Source organism: Corynebacterium sp. H78 (genome assembly GCF_037572275.1).
Lineage (GTDB): Bacteria > Actinomycetota > Actinomycetes > Mycobacteriales > Mycobacteriaceae > Corynebacterium.
In genome coordinates this window covers 73,646-88,839 of record NZ_JBBHKX010000005.1, presented here as the reverse complement: position 1 = coordinate 88,839, position 15,194 = coordinate 73,646, and the positions used below count along the sequence as shown (strand labels likewise).

Here is a 15,194-nt window from a genome sequence, read left to right as displayed (position 1 = left end):
GGGGGTCATACGGTACACCTCTCGTCTGTGCCTCCGTTTCAGAGCATTTTCGTCACTTTTTCTCTTTATTCATTTTCCTAAAGCTCCGATTCTTCAGACCAAAACGTCCCTGCTAGTTCACAAAATATTCACCTACTATCGGCGAGACCGAACGAATTCCTGGCTCACCTTCACGAATGGTCGGAAGAAAATCACCTGAAAGATAGTGGTCATGACCACAACTCGGCATTACGGACATGTCTCCACATTTGTCTGCGCCTGTAGATAACCCCAGATTGGGTTGCGCCGAGTAGTTCACCTTATTCATTATGGAGTTGTGACTTTCATCCTTTGCATCCTTTCCGCTACCGCGATGGTTGCACCATGGATAATTCGTCGATTTGGTACACGTGGCTTCCACGTACTCGCTCTTCCTCTTGCTGGCGGTGCTGTGTGGACCGGAACTCAACTTGCGACGCACGTCTCGCATTCCAACGCTTCTCCACGAGTTGAACATTTCGAGTGGATCCCCGCGATCCACCTCAATGCAACGTTGAGACTGGGGTCTTTGGAATCGCTGTTCGGAACGCTTGTCCTCACAATTGGCGTCCTTGTTCTGGTGTACTGCGCCGGCTATTTCCCCAATCCTCCCTACGGTAAACGCCGTCGCGTAAGCACTTTCGCCGCCCAAATGGTTGCATTTGCCGCGGCCATGTATGGCCTTGTTGTCAGCGACAACATGTTGCTCATGTACATCTTCTGGGAGATCACCTCGGTACTGTCGTTCCTTTTGGTTGGGTACTACGCAGAACGTGCTTCGTCGCGACGAGCAGCTGGACAAGCTCTCCTGGTAACGACGCTGGGGGGCCTGGTAATGCTCGTTGGCATCGTCTTGATGGGCATTACGACTGGATTCTGGACGTTTTCCGAGCTCACGGCCATGGGCGCACTGAAGATGAGCCAACTGGGCACTCCAGCGATTTCTGTAGCAGTTGTACTTCTGATCCTGGGCGCACTGACGAAATCGGCAATCGCGCCATTCCACTTCTGGCTGCCTGGCGCGATGGCAGCGCCGACCCCGGTATCAGCGTTCTTGCATTCCGCTGCAATGGTGAAGGCGGGCATCTTCCTTATCGCACGGTTGTCCCCAACCTTCAGCCCCACCCCGACCTGGCATTTCGCGATTATCCCGCTTGGTCTGGTCACGATGGTGATGGCTGGCTGGATGGCGCTGCGTCAGAAAGACCTCAAGCTCATCTTGGCCTACGGCACGGTGTCGCAGTTGGGCTTCATTATGACGATCACATCGATCGGCACCCGCGCAGCCATTCTCGCGGCTCTGGCCCTGACGCTTGGTCATGCCATGTTCAAAGCAACCCTGTTCATGGTTGTCGGCGCGATCGACCACACGACGGGCACCCGTGATGTCCGCAAGCTGTCGGGCCTTGGCCGTGCTCAACCACAGCTGATTATTATCGCTGGTCTGGCTGTTTGCTCGATGGCTGGAGTGCCGCCTTTCTTTGGATTCGTCGCAAAGGAAGCCGCGCTCGATGCAGCTTTATCTGCCGAAGTGCTAACGGGTATGCCCAGCGTTTTCACTACCGCTGGTGTGGTGATCGGGTCGATCCTCACGGTGGCGTACTCGCTGTACTTCATGAACGGTGCATTTAGTACTAAGCCATCGACACACCCGACGGGCGGTGGCCGTTCAGAGGCTGTTCAGAAAATGTCGGCGCCGGGTGGCGAAATGCTTGGACCTGCTTGGCTGCTGGCCATCGCTGGTTTGGGTACAGGCCTTGCTCCACAGCTTTACGACGCCGTCATCAGCCCATATCTGCACGAATCATTCATTGAATCCGAACATGCCACACACCTTGCCTTGTGGCATGGCATCACGATGCCGTTGGTGCTGACCGTGGCAATTCTTAGTCTCGGTGGCATCATGCACTGGCAACGCAAGCTCGTGCGTCAACTCAACTTTGAGCAGCCCGCTTTGGGCGATGCGGACTCTGCATATGATGCGATTCTGGATGGCGCTCGAAAGCTGTCGTTGCGCGTTACCGCTGCCACCCAGCGTGGTTCTCTGCCGTTTACCGAAGCCACCATTTTGACGGTGCTCATTTTCGTGCCAATTTCCGCGCTACTGCTGGGTGAACGCAACAATCTAGAGATGGTGCTGTGGGACTCTGCGCCTCAGGGCGCTGCGGCCTTCATCATCGTGATTGCTGCGTTGGCTACAACGCGGATGAGGAATAGGTTGTCGGGCGTTATCATGGTCGGTGTCACCGGCTACGGTTTGGCGCTTCTCTTCGGACTGTATGGTGCCCCGGACTTGGCTTTGACGCAGCTACTCATCGAAACCATTGTCATGGTGGTCTTTGTCCTCGTTTTGCGCACCCTGCCCACGAAGACGTCGGACCAGCCAACCGGCTTGGAACGCCATCGAGCATGGTTGGCGATTGCCGTGGGCTTGGCCGTCGCAACGCTGGGGGCATTTGCCATGGCAGCGCGTAGTAGCGCCCCTATCTCGGAGCGTATTCCGGAGCTCGCATTAGACATTGGCCACGGCGCGAATGCAGTGAATGTGTTGCTCGTGGACATTCGTGCGTGGGATACCTTCGGCGAAATTTCAGTACTGGTGATTGTGGCGGTGGGTATTGCGTCGCTGGTGTTCCGTACGCATACGGTTCATAATCCGTCTCGCGCTGCGACGCAGAAAGCTCGTCGTGCACGCAGTCCTCGGTGGCTGACCACATCAGATACTGCGATGGGTAAGCACGGGCGCCCGATGATGGTGGTTGTTATTACGCGACTGCTGTTCCCATCCATGCTGGTGCTTGCCGCATATCTATTCTTTGCTGGTCATAACGCCCCTGGCGGTGGCTTTGCCGGCGGTTTGGTAGCAGGCCTGGCGATTACCTTGAGATACCTCGCTGGCGGACGTTTCGAGCTCCTGGAAACCGTACCAATCAGCACCGATAAGATCCTTGGATCTGGCCTGATCCTTGCTGCACTATCCGCGCTGTGGCCAATGGCTTTCCAACGGCCACCATTATCCAGTGAGTATGCCTCGCTTCAAGTACCGCTTCTCGGGAAGATAAACCTGGTGTCACCGCTTCTATTCGACCTCGGTGTTTTCCTCGTGGTCATTGGCACCGTGACCTACATCTTGCGCAGTTTGGGCGGGCGAATCGACGTCGAAACTGAGCAGCGTGCCGAGCGTGCTCGTTCCCGTCGTGTCACATTGACAAAGCTGGGCCGCACCCGACCTATTCGTTCCAAGGCTGGACGTGTGGCCATGCCAAAGCTCGAACCAACCTCGGACAATAGGCCAACAGCAGACGATAAGAAGGAGGCGACGAAGCAGTGATCATCAACTTCGTTCTACTGGCGACTGTCGCCATCCTGGTAGCAACTGGTGTGTACCTGTTCCTCGATCGTGCGCTCACCAAAATGCTGATGGGACTGTTGCTCATGGGCAATGGCATCAACCTGTTGATTCTCATTGGCGGTGGCGCACCTGGTGCTCCTCCTATTTGGGGCCGAGGTTCTACACAGGCCGAAACGACAGCAGATCCGCTACCTCAGGCGTTCATTTTGACAGCCATCGTGATCATGATGGGTATGACTGCGTTCCTGCTGGCTCTTGCGTATCGCCAGCATCGTTACCGCATCAGCGATAACGTCCAGGATGACTTTGAGGATCAGTCCGTGGCACGTCGCAGTCTCGACGATCCATCAGCTGCGCCGGATCACGATCGTTCCGACGACCCAATGACCGGACGCCACACTGAAGCGGGCGACCAGTTCGGCCCCATGAGCTTCGAGAAGCCTGTGGAGGAAGGTGAGAGTCATGACGACTGAGCAGCTCATCCTCCTTCTCATCCCACTGCCTATCATCATTCCGGCAGCGACCGCTGCGATTGCCCTGTTGTTGTCCAGGCATCCACGTATGCAACAGCTGCTCAGCCTGGCGGCGTTGCTAGTGCTCGTCGTACTGTCATTGCTGCTGGTCTACTTGATTCACGACAACGGTATTCATACGTTGCAAACTGGAGGCTGGGACGCGCCGATTGGCATCACTCTGGTCGCTGATGGTCTGTCGACAGTGATGGTGGCCGTTTCACAACTTGTGCTCTTCGCGGTCCACTGGTTCGGCATCGGGCAGGGTATTCGCGACGGTGATGACGACGACCCGATTTCCGTGTTCATCCCCTCCTACATGTTGTTGAACATGGGCGTTTCCATGGCGTTCCTCGCTGGAGACTTGTTCAACATGTACGTCGGCTTTGAGGTGCTGCTCGTCGCGTCGTACGTGCTGCTCACACTCGGCGCCTCTGCAGCGCGAATCCGTGCCGGAGTGTCGTATGTGATGGTAAATATGCTGTCATCAATGGTGTTCCTGCTCGCCATTGGCTTGGTGTACGCGGCAGTTGGCACAGTGAACTTTGCGCATATTTCACTGCGTATGGAAGAGATTCCATCCGGCACCCGCACCGCAATCTTTGCAACGCTTCTCGTCGCTTTCGCAGTGAAAGCCGCAGTGTTCCCGATGTATTCGTGGCTACCGGACTCCTACCCCACTGCGCCATCCATGGTCACCGCAGTGTTCGCAGGTTTGCTCACCAAAGTTGGTGTGTACGCCATTATCCGTGCCCGTTCCATTATGTTCCCAGACGGCCGTTTAGACAGCGTGCTGATGTGGGCGGGCCTTGCGACGATGCTGCTGGGCATCCTCGGTGCCATGGCTCAGAACGACATCAAACGATTGTTGTCATTCACCCTCGTGTCGCACATTGGCTACATGATTTTCGGCATTGCGCTGGGCAACGAGCTGGGCCTTACTGGTGCTATCTTCTACATCGTTCACCACATTTTGGTGCAAACGGCATTGTTCCTTGTGGTGGGACTCATTGAACGACAGGCGGGGTCGTCGTCGCTACGCAGGCTCGGTGGGCTGGCAAAAGCATCGCCTTTGCTTGCGCTGTTGTACCTGGTTCCAGCTCTCAATCTGGGTGGCATCCCGCCGTTTTCGGGCTTCATCGGCAAGGTCATGCTAATCCAAGCTGGTGCGCAAGTAGGCAGCACAACCGCATGGATTGTGGTGGCTGGCGCAATCGTGACCTCGCTTTTGACGCTGTACACGATGGTGATCGTCTGGTCGAAGGCGTTCTGGCGCGACCGGTCGGATGCTCCAGACGGCGACACTGTATTGGCGCGCCCAGCGACCCTGCGCGAGCGCACCGAAACGGTATCGCTGGAAGAACGTGAAGATGTTGGCCGGATGCCAATCGGCATGGTGGCTCCCACCATGTTCTTGGTTGTCGCTTCGGTTGCGGTGTCGGTCGTTGCTGGCCCACTGTCGGGGATCGCGGAGCGAGCTGCAGCAAACGTGTCGGATGTGCAGCACTACCGTGAAGCAGTTCTCGGCGTAGAAGGCGCTGCTGCTCCGGACAGCACCTTAGAAGACGCTGGCCGTGATCTGCAACCGTGGTCCGATTCTCATGAGAATGTTCGTGACACCGCTGTTTCGGAAGGGGGCTCCAATGGCCGATAGTCCTCACTCTTCTTCGCAGAAACCAACCATGCAGTCGGCAGATGTGACGGCACCACCTAGCCGAAGACATCCCAATCACCGCTTGGGATCACTCTTGAGGCCTCGGCGTAGAGCTGCACGTCCCTCGTTGGTGATGTTCACGTGGGTCATCATCATGTGGATTCTGCTGTGGGGCGAATGGTCGTGGGGCAACATCGCTGGTGGTATCGCTGTTGCACTGCTGATCTCGATTCTGATGCCAATGCCACGTGTTCCAGTCAGCAATATCAGGTTGAACTGGCCGGCCATGATCCGCTTGTTTGCATCGTGGTTCATTGATTTCATCAAAGCCTCGTTTGCGGTGGCATGGATTGCATTGCGCCGTTCCGACCCGCCACCGGGCGCGATCATCATCGTCCCAATGCGTACCCGGGATGACCTGACACTGGCTTCTGCGATCGCTTTAATCAATTTGCAGCCTGGTGGCCTGGTCATTGATAAGAGTCGCGCTCATCGCACAGTGACGATGCACATCCTGGATGGCTCGTCGACGGCGAAGATCGATGACACCATTGCACAGTTGATTCGTATGGAACGTCGCGTCATCCGTGCCTTTGAAAACCGAGACGTTGAGGATGAGGAGTAGGACCTATGAACCCCGAGGTTTTTCATTTGCTGCTCGCGGTCGCTGCGGTCATCTATTTCATCGCAGCCATGGTCGCCCTCGGACGATTGTTGGCCGGGCCTAACTCGCTTGACCGACTCGTTAGTCTCGAGTCCATGATCAACATGATGCAGGGCATGCTGTGCGCCTACATCGTGTGGACCTTTGACACCACTGTCGTTTATGCGATGCTGGTCATCGCATTATTGGGCTTCATTTCGTCGCTGTCGGTGGCAAGCTTTCGGCTTCCCGACGACAAGAAGTCCGCAAAGAAGGAAGTAAGCCAGCAATGATCCTCGCCCTCGATATTGTGGCCATTACGCTCATCCTCGTTGGTGCGTTGTTCTGTCTCGCTGCGGCATTGGGTCTAGCGCGGTTCCGCGATACGGTCAGCCGAATGCACGCGTCGTCGAAGCCTCAAACACTGGGGCTGTTGCTGGCGATGCTCGGCACATTTCTACACGTCGTTGTCCATAGTGAAGGTGGCGCAACGGTGTACGGCGACCTCGGTCTGCTGCTTCTTATCGCAGCGTTTGCGGTCGTGACGTCACCAGTGATCGGTAATCGCCTCAGCCATGTGTCTCTACAGGAAGGGCTCATCGACCGCGAGCACCTCTCACGTGACGATCTCGCTGATAAGTAAAACTAGAAACCACTACTCGGCGAGCGGGCGACCAGCCTTCATTTCCCGAACAGATAGATCCACAGCTGCTGTCCACGGGGAATGCCCCAACTTCTCCTCATGGACACGCACCTCATCTTCGGTCACCAGCGACGGTAGCGCCCCTGCAGCCTGAGCAGCGCGACGCTGACGCTCATACCCAGCGCCTTCAGAAATGATGTCGTTCACACGCATCAGCTCAACAGTGCATCCAAGCTTTTCTGCAGTGGGCTCCAGTACTGTGAGCCAATCTGCGAGATCTTCTTTCACCCATCTCTCATCAGTGTCACGATTAACAATGATCAGCGCATCCATGCCGTATCGCGCCGCACGCCACTTGTTCTCTTCGGTGTGCCACGGCTGGATCGTCGGCAAGCTCTCCCCCGCATCAAGCAGTGCATCGTAGTGCACGACCAACGAATGAATAAGTGCTGCGATGGCGGACAACTCATGCGTATTCGACGCTGCGTCGGCGATACGGATCTCGATGGTCCCGTACTTTGCGACGGGTCGAATATCGATGTGCATCGACTTCGTGTGGTTAATCACGCCGGAAAGGGTCTGGTCGTGCATGTACGAAGTCCATTCATCCCACGAATGCACGTCCGGTGGTAGCCCCGCCGTTGGCAACTGTTGGTACAGCAACGAGCGATTTGAGGCATACCCCATGTCCTCGCCATTCCATGCTGGCGAGGAGCTGGAGATAGCGAGAATGTGTGGCAGGTTGGTCAACAATGCCTGGATGATTGGCCACACACGATCTGCGCTGCGGACCCCTACGTGAACGTGAATGCCCCAAATGAGCATTTGACGCCCCCACCACTGGGTGCGATTGATGATTTCACCGTACGCAGACTTCGTACTCACGGTCTGAGCAGTGCCACGCGCGAAAGGGTGCGAGCCAGACGACCAGACATCAACACCGAGTTCGTCGGCTGCCTCCATCACAAGCTCAAGCTGGCCGGACAAATCTGCCACGGCGGAAGGCACAGTGTGGTGGATTCCGGTTACCAGCTCCACCGTATTGGCGAGAAACTCTCGTTGGATGGTGTGCCCAGGCTTTGCAGCATCGATGATTTCGAGTGCATCGGATGCACGCGCGGTGGTATCGCGGGTATCGCGATCTACGAACGCAATCTCCCATTCGATACCTAGCGTGTGTTCGGGCGAACCTACGAAATCCTCGACCATGTCTTTATTTTCCCACACTAAATAGCGCTTCCGATAACCTTTCGCGCGCTAGTGTTTCAGCTGTGGGCACGTGGCCTAGTTAGAGCTGGTAGACGTGCTGGTGGTTGCGCTTGTCGACGGAGCGGTCCACGACACAGCCTTCGCACAGGCAACAATCTTGTCTTCTTCGTCAATGAGGGTAACCGTGGTGAAAGAATCCGCGTCGATCTTTGCTGGAGTGCTCCACACATCTGCAGAGCCCTTGTCCTTCACGTGGATCTCACCAATGACGCCGAGACCTTCATCGCTCTTGGTTCCTGCGCCACCACAACCGGACGCACCGCGTGCTACGACCTTGTACGTGCCTTTGGCGAGCTCGGTGTACTGACCCTGCTCTTCCGCGATGCCGTACCAGTTGTCGTCGCTCAACACGACGACGTGGCTGAGCACTGTCGTTGATCCGTCATCCTCAGTGCGGATGAAGTTGTAGCCACCTTCCCGCTCTGACTCTTCTTTCGACATTTCCGGAGCATCTGGATTCGTGCTGACAGCTGCAGACTCGCTCGTCGCAACCGGAGCTTCTTTCGACTCCGCAGGATCCTGTGCCCCGCACGCTGCGAGTGTCAACGACGCGAAGATAAGGGCAGTCAGTGCCGAAGCCGACTGGGTCGAGCGACGCTTCATGGGGTGCAGTTCCTCCTGGCTACAGCAGCTATTACTCAAAACTCTGCACGGAAAAGTGCAGAAAAAGGGCCTAGCTCACAGGACGGAATCCCACAAGCTAAGCCTCACATCGAGATCCGGACGTAACTTTACAACGCATCTTCAGTTACCACGACCAGTACCCCGCCCGGAGTACCGTCGAGGCCTGCGCCGCGCTCTGCAACTTCCCAACCGTTTTCTTCAGCAATGGTCTCAGCGACCCGCTTCTCGACGTCGTTGCCCGCCGTGTAGTGCACCGTGGTCTTCTCCCAAATGCCGTTGGCTTCTGGGAGATTGCCGGACTCGACACGCTTCCAACCGCCGTCGCTAAGCTTCTCTGCCTGCTCTTCAGCGAGGCCAATTCGCATCGAGTTGTTCAGGACCGTGACAGGCACGTTTCGGTCAACTGCGCCTTCCTCAGCCGTTCCGTTAGCTTCACCGTTGCTACCTTCGCTACCTGGCGTGGCGTCATTACCGGGGTTCGCTGCATCCTTGGTGGCTGCAGCCGGATTACCCGGCTGGCCGGCAGGGTTCTGTGCAGCACCATTGTTCGGCGCTCCGGCATTGTCCGCACCTACAGCTGGTGCCTGGCCACTGTCACCAGGTGCGTTCTGCACATCGTTGGCAGCGGCAGCATCCGAGTTAACATTCGTGGTGCCGTCGTTAGAGTCGTTGGTGGCGAATGCATAGATGCCATAACCGACTAGGCACACGCCAATGAAGATGAGCACCAATGCGAGGTTTCGCAGTGGCAGACCTGCCCCCGTCGACGAAGGGGTGGCCGCTCCAGCACCGGCAGCAGTCGCACCCGTGGCGCTCGCACCTGCTGGGGCTGCGGTCGAGGCACCCGATGGTGCAGCTGCTGCAGCTTGCGACGGGGCTGGTTCTTCGACGAAATCATCGTCGTAAGCCTCGTTCGGTTCCATGCGGTGACGACCAGGTCGAGGATGGCGTGGTGGGAAGTTTTGCTCAGACACGCTCCACATCCTACTCAGCCCATAGCCTAACTGTGAAGTAAAGGTTTAGATATCGTCTGACGTACTGGATGTCATATCGTCTGGGTCGCCATCCCGTAGTCGCCGCAAGTGATGTACGACGACTGGATTCTCAGCCGCTGCGCGTGGTGAATCAAGCAAATAGTTGAGTCGCTGATGGTAGCGAACCGGATCCATCTCGAACTCGCGCCGGATTGCCTCCTCACGGAGACCCGCAACCCGCGCACCACGGCGAACCGACTGCGACCAGCGCTTCTCGAAAATCAACATTCTGCGGCCAAGCTCCGCATCAATGCCATGGCCGAAACCCACATCAGCTTCAGGTGTCACTTCCTGAGCTTTCTCCTGTGCGGTCTCGTCAGCCGACGGTTCGCTATCTGCCATGCTCCACACTGTAATAGGCACCAAGGCGAGCAGTACGATGTGTCTATGACCATCATGCCAATCGTCGTTTGTGGCGATCCCGTCCTGCATAACCCAACCGAACCTGTCACCGAGCCAGTGTCCGAGTTGGCAACTTTGATTGCAGACATGTTCGAAACGATGGAGGTTGCCAACGGCGTCGGGTTGGCCGCCAATCAGGTCGGCGTCAACAAGCGACTGTTCGTCTACAACTGCCCTGATGACGACGGGGTATGGCACAAAGGCTGCGTCATCAATCCGGTTCTCGAAACGACCGAGATCCCGAAGACCATGCCCCATGACGATGGCTCCGACGAAGAGGGCTGCCTGTCAGTTCCAGGCCTCAGCTTTCCGACGAACCGCGCCGACTGGGCAGCAGTCACCGGACTCGATGAAAACGGCAACGACATTCGCGTCGAAGGCACCGGCTTCTTTGCCCGCTGCTTGCAGCACGAGGTAGGACACCTCGATGGCTTCCTCTACACCGACGTTCTCACTGGTCGGTGGAAGCGCATGGCGAAGAAGGAAATCCGCCGTGCAGGCTGGACTGAGCCTGGGATTACTTGGCTACCTGGCGAAGACGAAGACCCATTCGGCCACGAATCTATCGACGCGGACGCTAATGAATGACCGCTCTCCAGCGCACAACGCTGACCCTTTAGCTCATCTCCCCATTAATCGCTGGGGTGTGGGAACGGTAGCCGTCGGCAAGCGTGTCATCGTGCGGCGCGAGCTCACTGCAGAAGAAGCGGCACAGTCGGGCAAAAAGGTCACGGATGTGATCGGCTACGTCGTGAGTTTGGATCCGTTTGTCGTGCGTCCACAGCAGGCGCCGGGCAAACGCGCACCCGAAGATGCGCCCGCGATCGACTTTTCTCCGTATTCGCTGGTGACGGTGAAGGCGTTGCCAGAACGAACGGTTCGCAATGCAGATATTCGTGCTGTTGAGCTTGCTACGGCAAAGGCATTCCCCGGTACCGAGCACAAGTGGGTTGGCGACTGGCTGTTGCGTGCCGGCGATGGCATCACCGAGCGATCCAATTCGGCGTTGCCCGTTGGGCCCGGCGCGGGCACACAACCAGTACCTCTGCAGGACATTCGAGACTTCTATGCACGTCACCAGTTGCCGGTGCGTATCGCCGTGCCCGATCGGATCTGTAGACCCGCGCAAGCCCTGGTGCAATCGCCCGGCTGGTCGTTGGGGCCCGAAATTATCGTGATGACAAGGGAGCTAGGCAACCTCCCCGCCATCCAAACCGTCGACGGTATCACCGCTGAAGTACTGTCGCAGCCCGATGCCGAGTGGCTAAATTTGTATCACTTCCGAGGTAAGCAATTGCCCCACGGCGCGTTGGAACTCCTGCGCAAAGAAATCGATGGACGCATGTGCTTCGGCCAGCTCGTCCTCACTACTGACGGCGAGCGACGCACTGTCGCTATTACTCGCGGTACCTTGACCGAATCTGACGACGGTCGCACGTGGCTGGGTTTCTCCGCAGTAGAGGTAGCGCCAGATCTGCGCCGTCGTGGTTTAGGGACGTTGCTTGGCTTACATATGATGCAGTGGGGTGCAGAGTCAGGAGCGGATAGCGCGTACTTGCAGGTAGTAGACGGTAACGATGCTGGAGTTGCGCTGTATCGCAGTTTGGGGTTCGCCGAGCATCACCGTCACCGCTATGCGCTGTGGGAAGGCTAATCGCTCACCTTCGGTCCTTCTTGTCCTTCTTTTCCGTTACTCGAGTACCAATGGCCCGTTCGTGTCCACCTTGCCCCAGCGGATCTGCACCCGCGGAAAACGCCATCCACACCAGCATGCCGAAGCTAACTAACCAACCCACAAACGGAATCATCGACGGCAAGATCCACACATTGCGCTTCAGCCCATCGCTGCCTGACACAGGAATGTAGTTCCGACCTGTCATGGACAGACCGAGCATGTGCTTGCCGGGCGAGCCTTCAAAAATTGCATCGCCAGCAGCGCGGTAACCATAGAACCCGAGTGGACCTGCCAAGAGCATGGTCAGCATTGCGGTATCAAACGCTTGATAGCCACCGAAAATATTGACACCCATGAGAACTAGCGCCATGAGAATGCAGTACACAACCGAGTCCGCAAACAAGGCAGCCGCACGTTTCGGCAACGGAGCATTCACCGCTTCGGGGTCATAGCCCTGAGCTTGCGCAGCCGCGATAGTCGTTGGGGTAATGCGGGGATTCGCTGGCACTGTTGGGTAGCCAACGTAGGTTGCAGGTGGTTGCATGGCGGGATTCATTGCTGGTGTTATGCCTGGCGCCATCTCGGGAGTCAACCCTGGATGCACAACTGGAGCCATGCCGGGCTGCACGGGCATTCCCGGCACCTGGGGTTGCTGCACCCCAAAAGGGTTTACCGCGTACGGGTCAGCTGCAAACGGATCCCGATCCCGCTGATATTGTCCCTTATCCACTGCCATGACTCCTTATAAATTCCCTTCTTCCCCACTTGCTCTGTAAATAGAACGTGCCACCCCTCAACTTTGTTCCAGTAGGTACCGTGGAGAGCATGCGAATCTGTGTGTGGAACGTTAATTCAGCTCGAACGCGGGTGACTCGAATGGCCGAGGTCCTGCAGCGCCACGAGATTGACGTGATGGCTGTTCAGGAAACGAAGTGTAAGGACAACCAGTTCCCAACAGAGGTTTTCACTGACTTGGGTTACGAAGTCGCTCACCACGGACTGAACCAATGGAACGGCGTCGCCATCCTTTCCCGCGTGGGCATCGACGATGTCACAGTCGGCTTCCCCGATCAGCCTGGCTTCCATAAAGACCCTGCAGAAGAGCAGGCTCTCGAAGCCCGCCATATCGCTGCTACCTGTGGTGGAGTTCGTGTGCACAGTGTTTACGTGCCCAATGGTCGAGAGATCGATGATCCACATTTCACCTACAAGCTTGACTTCTTGGCGCGTCTCCGCGCTGCGTGTATCGCTTCGCTTGACGACGACCCGTCACTAAAGGCGATGGTCGGAGGCGATTTTAATATCGCTCCGTTGGACGAAGATGTCTGGGACATGGCTGCGTTTGAGGGGAAAACCCATGTCACCCCAGCTGAGCGAGCTGCATTCCAGTCCTTGCAAGATACCGGTTTCAAAGATGTGACTCGCCAGTTCACCGAAGGCGAATGGACGTACTGGGACTATCAAAAGCTTCGATTCCAGAAACGCCAGGGCATGCGTATCGATTTCCAGCTTGCTTCCCCTGCCCTCGCGGAAACTGCAACAGGTGCTTTCATTGACCGAGAAGAGCGCAAAGGTAAGGGTGCCTCGGATCATGCGCCCGTCATCGTGGACTACTCATTAAATTAGAAAGCATTTCTAATACAAGATTTTTTGAAATTATCCTCACTTTCCTACTTTTGTAGCGCTTCCGGAATATATGGTTAGAAACACAGTTAGCGACATAATTAATGGGGAAGGTTCACCATGACTTCGATTCATGAAGACAGCTTTGCTGCCTCGGAACCGGGCTTCATGCCTTCACACGACTCTGAGATCGATCCGAATATGCGCCTGGATATTCAAAAGATCGCAATCGGTCTGTATGACTTTCTGGCGTCTACTCGTCGTCTAGGCGAGCGCCCGAACCAGGTCATGGATATTTCCCAGTCTGAGATGGAAGTTTTGCACTTCATTGCGACGCACCCTGGGTGTGGCGTGTCCGATATTGCTCGACTTCGCTTCTTGCGTCCGTCGAACGTCTCGGCGACCGTACGACGGCTACTGGACAATAGCCTGATCAAGCGGGAAAACAATCCACGGGACCGCCGAGCCCAGGATCTATTTGTATCCAAGGAAGGTGCTCAACTGCTGAGCCAGTTGACTGACCATTGGGGTGACATCGTTGGGCGCATTATTCGCACCATGGAGCCACAAGATGTCAAGGCGCTCATTAAAGCAATGCCAGCCATGCTGAAGCTCGCAGAACACTCCGAATCGTTTGTCGAGGAACATCAGCGTCGACAGGATCCGTTCTAACCGGATCTGTCTCCCTTTGCGTTAAGTCATCTACGCTGGCGGACATGGATATGAATCTCAAGAAGGCAGAAGACGTACAGACTGCGCCACTCGTGGCAGTCGGGTTGATTGGTGGCTGGTTGACGGCTCGCGAAACGGGCATCCGCCCACTTGGCGGAGTCATTCTCGGCGCAGCAGGCGCCTATGCTGCACGAACTTGGGCAGCGAAGACCGGTGCAGCTGGCGCAACCGCTCTCACCGCCGCCTACCTCGGCGCATTTGGCCTTTCTCACCCACTCGCGAAGAAGATCGGCGCATGGCCTGCGGTACTCGCAGTCACTGCGGCATCTGCTGGCGCGGCGGCCATCGCGGACGCGAAGTAGTCTCCTGACACACGACTGGCAGTAAGAGACTGACGGCAAAAGTCGTCGCGTATACCCAGAGAAATTCAGTTAAGCCTTGCAGCAAGCAGCTGCAGGGCTATTTCTTTTACTCGTGGCCAGCTATCAGCAAAAGCAGGGAGAAGGTTTAGCGACGCCACGTCGTCAAGCGGAACCCACCGAAGCTCTAGTGATTCTGCATTCGCGGTGGTTTCCAACTCGTGATCAGCAACAGCGAAAACCGTGTGGTAGCACCAATCCCCCGCGAGCTCGGGACGCTCAGGGTCGGCGGGGTATGGCCCGGCGGTGACGTGAGATTCGAGGATGGTCACCTGGTGTGGCTGGATCCCCGTTTCTTCTTCGGATTCACGCAAAGCAGCAATCGCAGGAGTCTCATGCGAATCACGAGCACCACCAGGCACACCCCAAGTGAGGGGGCATGAAGTCCATTCGGCACGGTATTGCATGAGCACTTTTATATCGGCTGGGGAGTCCGATTCAGCCACCAAGAGCAGTAATCCTGCAGCGCCAAAACGCCCCCAACAGCGCGTACCGTTGGGGCCAGCGGACCAACCATTGCCATCATGAAGCATGTCCCTAGAGTACGTGAGACGAGGAATTCATCTCAGTTGTGTTTTCCCTCACAGGTAAACACGGCTAGTATTTGCGCTAGGCAACGTACACTTCTGCGTCATCAGAAAAACACTGTTTATC

17 protein-coding genes are annotated in these 15,194 nt (G+C 56.5%); 11 read left to right on the top strand and 6 right to left on the bottom strand.

The window, feature by feature from the left end; translation table 11 throughout:
- The first annotated feature begins 316 nt into the window (after positions 1-316).
- Genes WG934_RS08850 through WG934_RS08825 form a run of 6 tightly spaced genes read left to right on the top strand, consistent with a single transcriptional unit; the run spans position 317 to position 6,822 of the window.
- Positions 317-3,349, top strand: a complete 3,033-nt coding sequence (locus WG934_RS08850; protein WP_339979876.1) for a Na+/H+ antiporter subunit A — start codon at positions 317-319, stop codon at positions 3,347-3,349.
- A complete protein-coding gene (locus tag WG934_RS08845) occupies positions 3,346-3,843 on the top strand; it encodes a Na(+)/H(+) antiporter subunit C (protein ID WP_339979875.1) in 498 nt (165 codons plus the stop codon). The genes WG934_RS08850 and WG934_RS08845 overlap by 4 nt, the downstream gene beginning before the upstream one ends.
- On the top strand, positions 3,833-5,536 hold the full coding sequence (locus tag WG934_RS08840) for a Na+/H+ antiporter subunit D (protein WP_339979874.1): 1,704 nt from the start codon (positions 3,833-3,835) through the stop codon (positions 5,534-5,536). The genes WG934_RS08845 and WG934_RS08840 overlap by 11 nt, the downstream gene beginning before the upstream one ends.
- Positions 5,484-6,161: a Na+/H+ antiporter subunit E gene (locus tag WG934_RS08835; protein WP_339989819.1), complete on the top strand. Its 678-nt coding sequence runs from the start codon at positions 5,484-5,486 to the stop codon at positions 6,159-6,161. The genes WG934_RS08840 and WG934_RS08835 overlap by 53 nt, the downstream gene beginning before the upstream one ends.
- A gap of 5 nt (positions 6,162-6,166) precedes the next feature.
- The gene (locus tag WG934_RS08830) at positions 6,167-6,472 is read left to right on the top strand and encodes a monovalent cation/H+ antiporter complex subunit F (RefSeq protein WP_339989818.1); all 306 of its coding nucleotides are present in this window, start codon (positions 6,167-6,169) and stop codon (positions 6,470-6,472) included.
- Positions 6,469-6,822, top strand: a complete 354-nt coding sequence (locus WG934_RS08825) for a monovalent cation/H(+) antiporter subunit G (RefSeq protein WP_339989817.1) — start codon at positions 6,469-6,471, stop codon at positions 6,820-6,822. Before WG934_RS08830 ends, WG934_RS08825 begins: the two co-directional genes overlap by 4 nt.
- 12 nt (positions 6,823-6,834) lie before the next feature.
- On the opposite strand, the gene WG934_RS08820 is transcribed toward WG934_RS08825, so the two are convergent.
- The 4 genes from WG934_RS08820 to WG934_RS08805 all read right to left on the bottom strand — a co-directional run bounded on the left by WG934_RS08820 (position 6,835) and on the right by WG934_RS08805 (position 10,091).
- Positions 6,835-8,031, bottom strand: a complete 1,197-nt coding sequence (locus WG934_RS08820; protein ID WP_339989816.1) for a glutamate--cysteine ligase — start codon at positions 8,029-8,031, stop codon at positions 6,835-6,837.
- Positions 8,032-8,106: 75 nt separating this feature from the next.
- A complete protein-coding gene (locus WG934_RS08815; protein ID WP_339989815.1) occupies positions 8,107-8,694 on the bottom strand; it encodes a hypothetical protein in 588 nt (195 codons plus the stop codon).
- A gap of 128 nt (positions 8,695-8,822) precedes the next feature.
- Positions 8,823-9,689: a LytR C-terminal domain-containing protein gene (locus WG934_RS08810; RefSeq protein WP_339989814.1), complete on the bottom strand. Its 867-nt coding sequence runs from the start codon at positions 9,687-9,689 to the stop codon at positions 8,823-8,825.
- Positions 9,690-9,734: 45 nt separating this feature from the next.
- On the bottom strand, positions 9,735-10,091 hold the full coding sequence (locus tag WG934_RS08805) for a DUF3263 domain-containing protein (RefSeq protein WP_339979863.1): 357 nt from the start codon (positions 10,089-10,091) through the stop codon (positions 9,735-9,737).
- 45 nt (positions 10,092-10,136) lie between these two features.
- Between WG934_RS08805 and WG934_RS08800 the strand changes: the two genes are divergently transcribed.
- Both WG934_RS08800 and WG934_RS08795 read left to right on the top strand, forming a co-directional pair.
- Complete coding sequence (locus WG934_RS08800; RefSeq protein ID WP_339989812.1) at positions 10,137-10,739, top strand: peptide deformylase; 603 nt, start codon at positions 10,137-10,139, stop codon at positions 10,737-10,739.
- The gene (locus WG934_RS08795) at positions 10,732-11,805 is read left to right on the top strand and encodes an N-acetylglutamate synthase, CG3035 family (protein WP_339989811.1); all 1,074 of its coding nucleotides are present in this window, start codon (positions 10,732-10,734) and stop codon (positions 11,803-11,805) included. The genes WG934_RS08800 and WG934_RS08795 overlap by 8 nt, the downstream gene beginning before the upstream one ends.
- Positions 11,806-11,809: 4 nt before the next feature.
- On the opposite strand, the gene WG934_RS08790 is transcribed toward WG934_RS08795, so the two are convergent.
- Complete coding sequence (locus tag WG934_RS08790) at positions 11,810-12,556, bottom strand: RDD family protein (RefSeq protein WP_339989810.1); 747 nt, start codon at positions 12,554-12,556, stop codon at positions 11,810-11,812.
- A 95-nt stretch (positions 12,557-12,651) separates the two neighbouring features.
- Between WG934_RS08790 and WG934_RS08785 the strand changes: the two genes are divergently transcribed.
- From WG934_RS08785 to WG934_RS08775, 3 genes are all read left to right on the top strand, one after another.
- Entirely contained in the window at positions 12,652-13,452 is an 801-nt protein-coding gene (locus tag WG934_RS08785; RefSeq protein WP_339989808.1) for an exodeoxyribonuclease III, read from the top strand.
- A gap of 117 nt (positions 13,453-13,569) precedes the next feature.
- Entirely contained in the window at positions 13,570-14,121 is a 552-nt protein-coding gene (locus tag WG934_RS08780; RefSeq protein ID WP_339989806.1) for a MarR family winged helix-turn-helix transcriptional regulator, read from the top strand.
- A 44-nt stretch (positions 14,122-14,165) separates the two neighbouring features.
- On the top strand, positions 14,166-14,483 hold the full coding sequence (locus WG934_RS08775; protein ID WP_339979855.1) for a hypothetical protein: 318 nt from the start codon (positions 14,166-14,168) through the stop codon (positions 14,481-14,483).
- A 65-nt stretch (positions 14,484-14,548) separates the two neighbouring features.
- Here WG934_RS08775 and WG934_RS08770 read toward each other — a convergent pair whose 3' ends face one another.
- The gene (locus tag WG934_RS08770) at positions 14,549-15,073 is read right to left on the bottom strand and encodes an NUDIX hydrolase (RefSeq protein ID WP_339979854.1); all 525 of its coding nucleotides are present in this window, start codon (positions 15,071-15,073) and stop codon (positions 14,549-14,551) included.
- Between the last annotated feature and the right edge of the window lie 121 nt (positions 15,074-15,194).

What these genes read in the sequence shown, in the direction of transcription:
- WG934_RS08840 (WP_339979874.1), top strand. Translation starts at nt 3,833, where the DNA reads ATGACGACTGAGCAGCTCATCCTCCTTCTCATCCCACTGCCTATCATC.
- WG934_RS08835 (WP_339989819.1), top strand. Translation starts at nt 5,484, where the DNA reads ATGAGAATGTTCGTGACACCGCTGTTTCGGAAGGGGGCTCCAATGGCC.
- WG934_RS08830 (WP_339989818.1), top strand. Translation starts at nt 6,167, where the DNA reads ATGAACCCCGAGGTTTTTCATTTGCTGCTCGCGGTCGCTGCGGTCATC.
- WG934_RS08825 (WP_339989817.1), top strand. Translation starts at nt 6,469, where the DNA reads ATGATCCTCGCCCTCGATATTGTGGCCATTACGCTCATCCTCGTTGGT.
- WG934_RS08820 (WP_339989816.1), bottom strand. Translation starts at nt 8,031, where the DNA reads ATGGTCGAGGATTTCGTAGGTTCGCCCGAACACACGCTAGGTATCGAA.
- WG934_RS08815 (WP_339989815.1), bottom strand. Translation starts at nt 8,694, where the DNA reads ATGAAGCGTCGCTCGACCCAGTCGGCTTCGGCACTGACTGCCCTTATC.
- WG934_RS08805 (WP_339979863.1), bottom strand. Translation starts at nt 10,091, where the DNA reads ATGGCAGATAGCGAACCGTCGGCTGACGAGACCGCACAGGAGAAAGCT.
- WG934_RS08800 (WP_339989812.1), top strand. Translation starts at nt 10,137, where the DNA reads ATGACCATCATGCCAATCGTCGTTTGTGGCGATCCCGTCCTGCATAAC.
- WG934_RS08795 (WP_339989811.1), top strand. Translation starts at nt 10,732, where the DNA reads ATGAATGACCGCTCTCCAGCGCACAACGCTGACCCTTTAGCTCATCTC.
- WG934_RS08785 (WP_339989808.1), top strand. Translation starts at nt 12,652, where the DNA reads ATGCGAATCTGTGTGTGGAACGTTAATTCAGCTCGAACGCGGGTGACT.
- WG934_RS08780 (WP_339989806.1), top strand. Translation starts at nt 13,570, where the DNA reads ATGACTTCGATTCATGAAGACAGCTTTGCTGCCTCGGAACCGGGCTTC.
- WG934_RS08775 (WP_339979855.1), top strand. Translation starts at nt 14,166, where the DNA reads ATGGATATGAATCTCAAGAAGGCAGAAGACGTACAGACTGCGCCACTC.
- WG934_RS08770 (WP_339979854.1), bottom strand. Translation starts at nt 15,073, where the DNA reads ATGCTTCATGATGGCAATGGTTGGTCCGCTGGCCCCAACGGTACGCGC.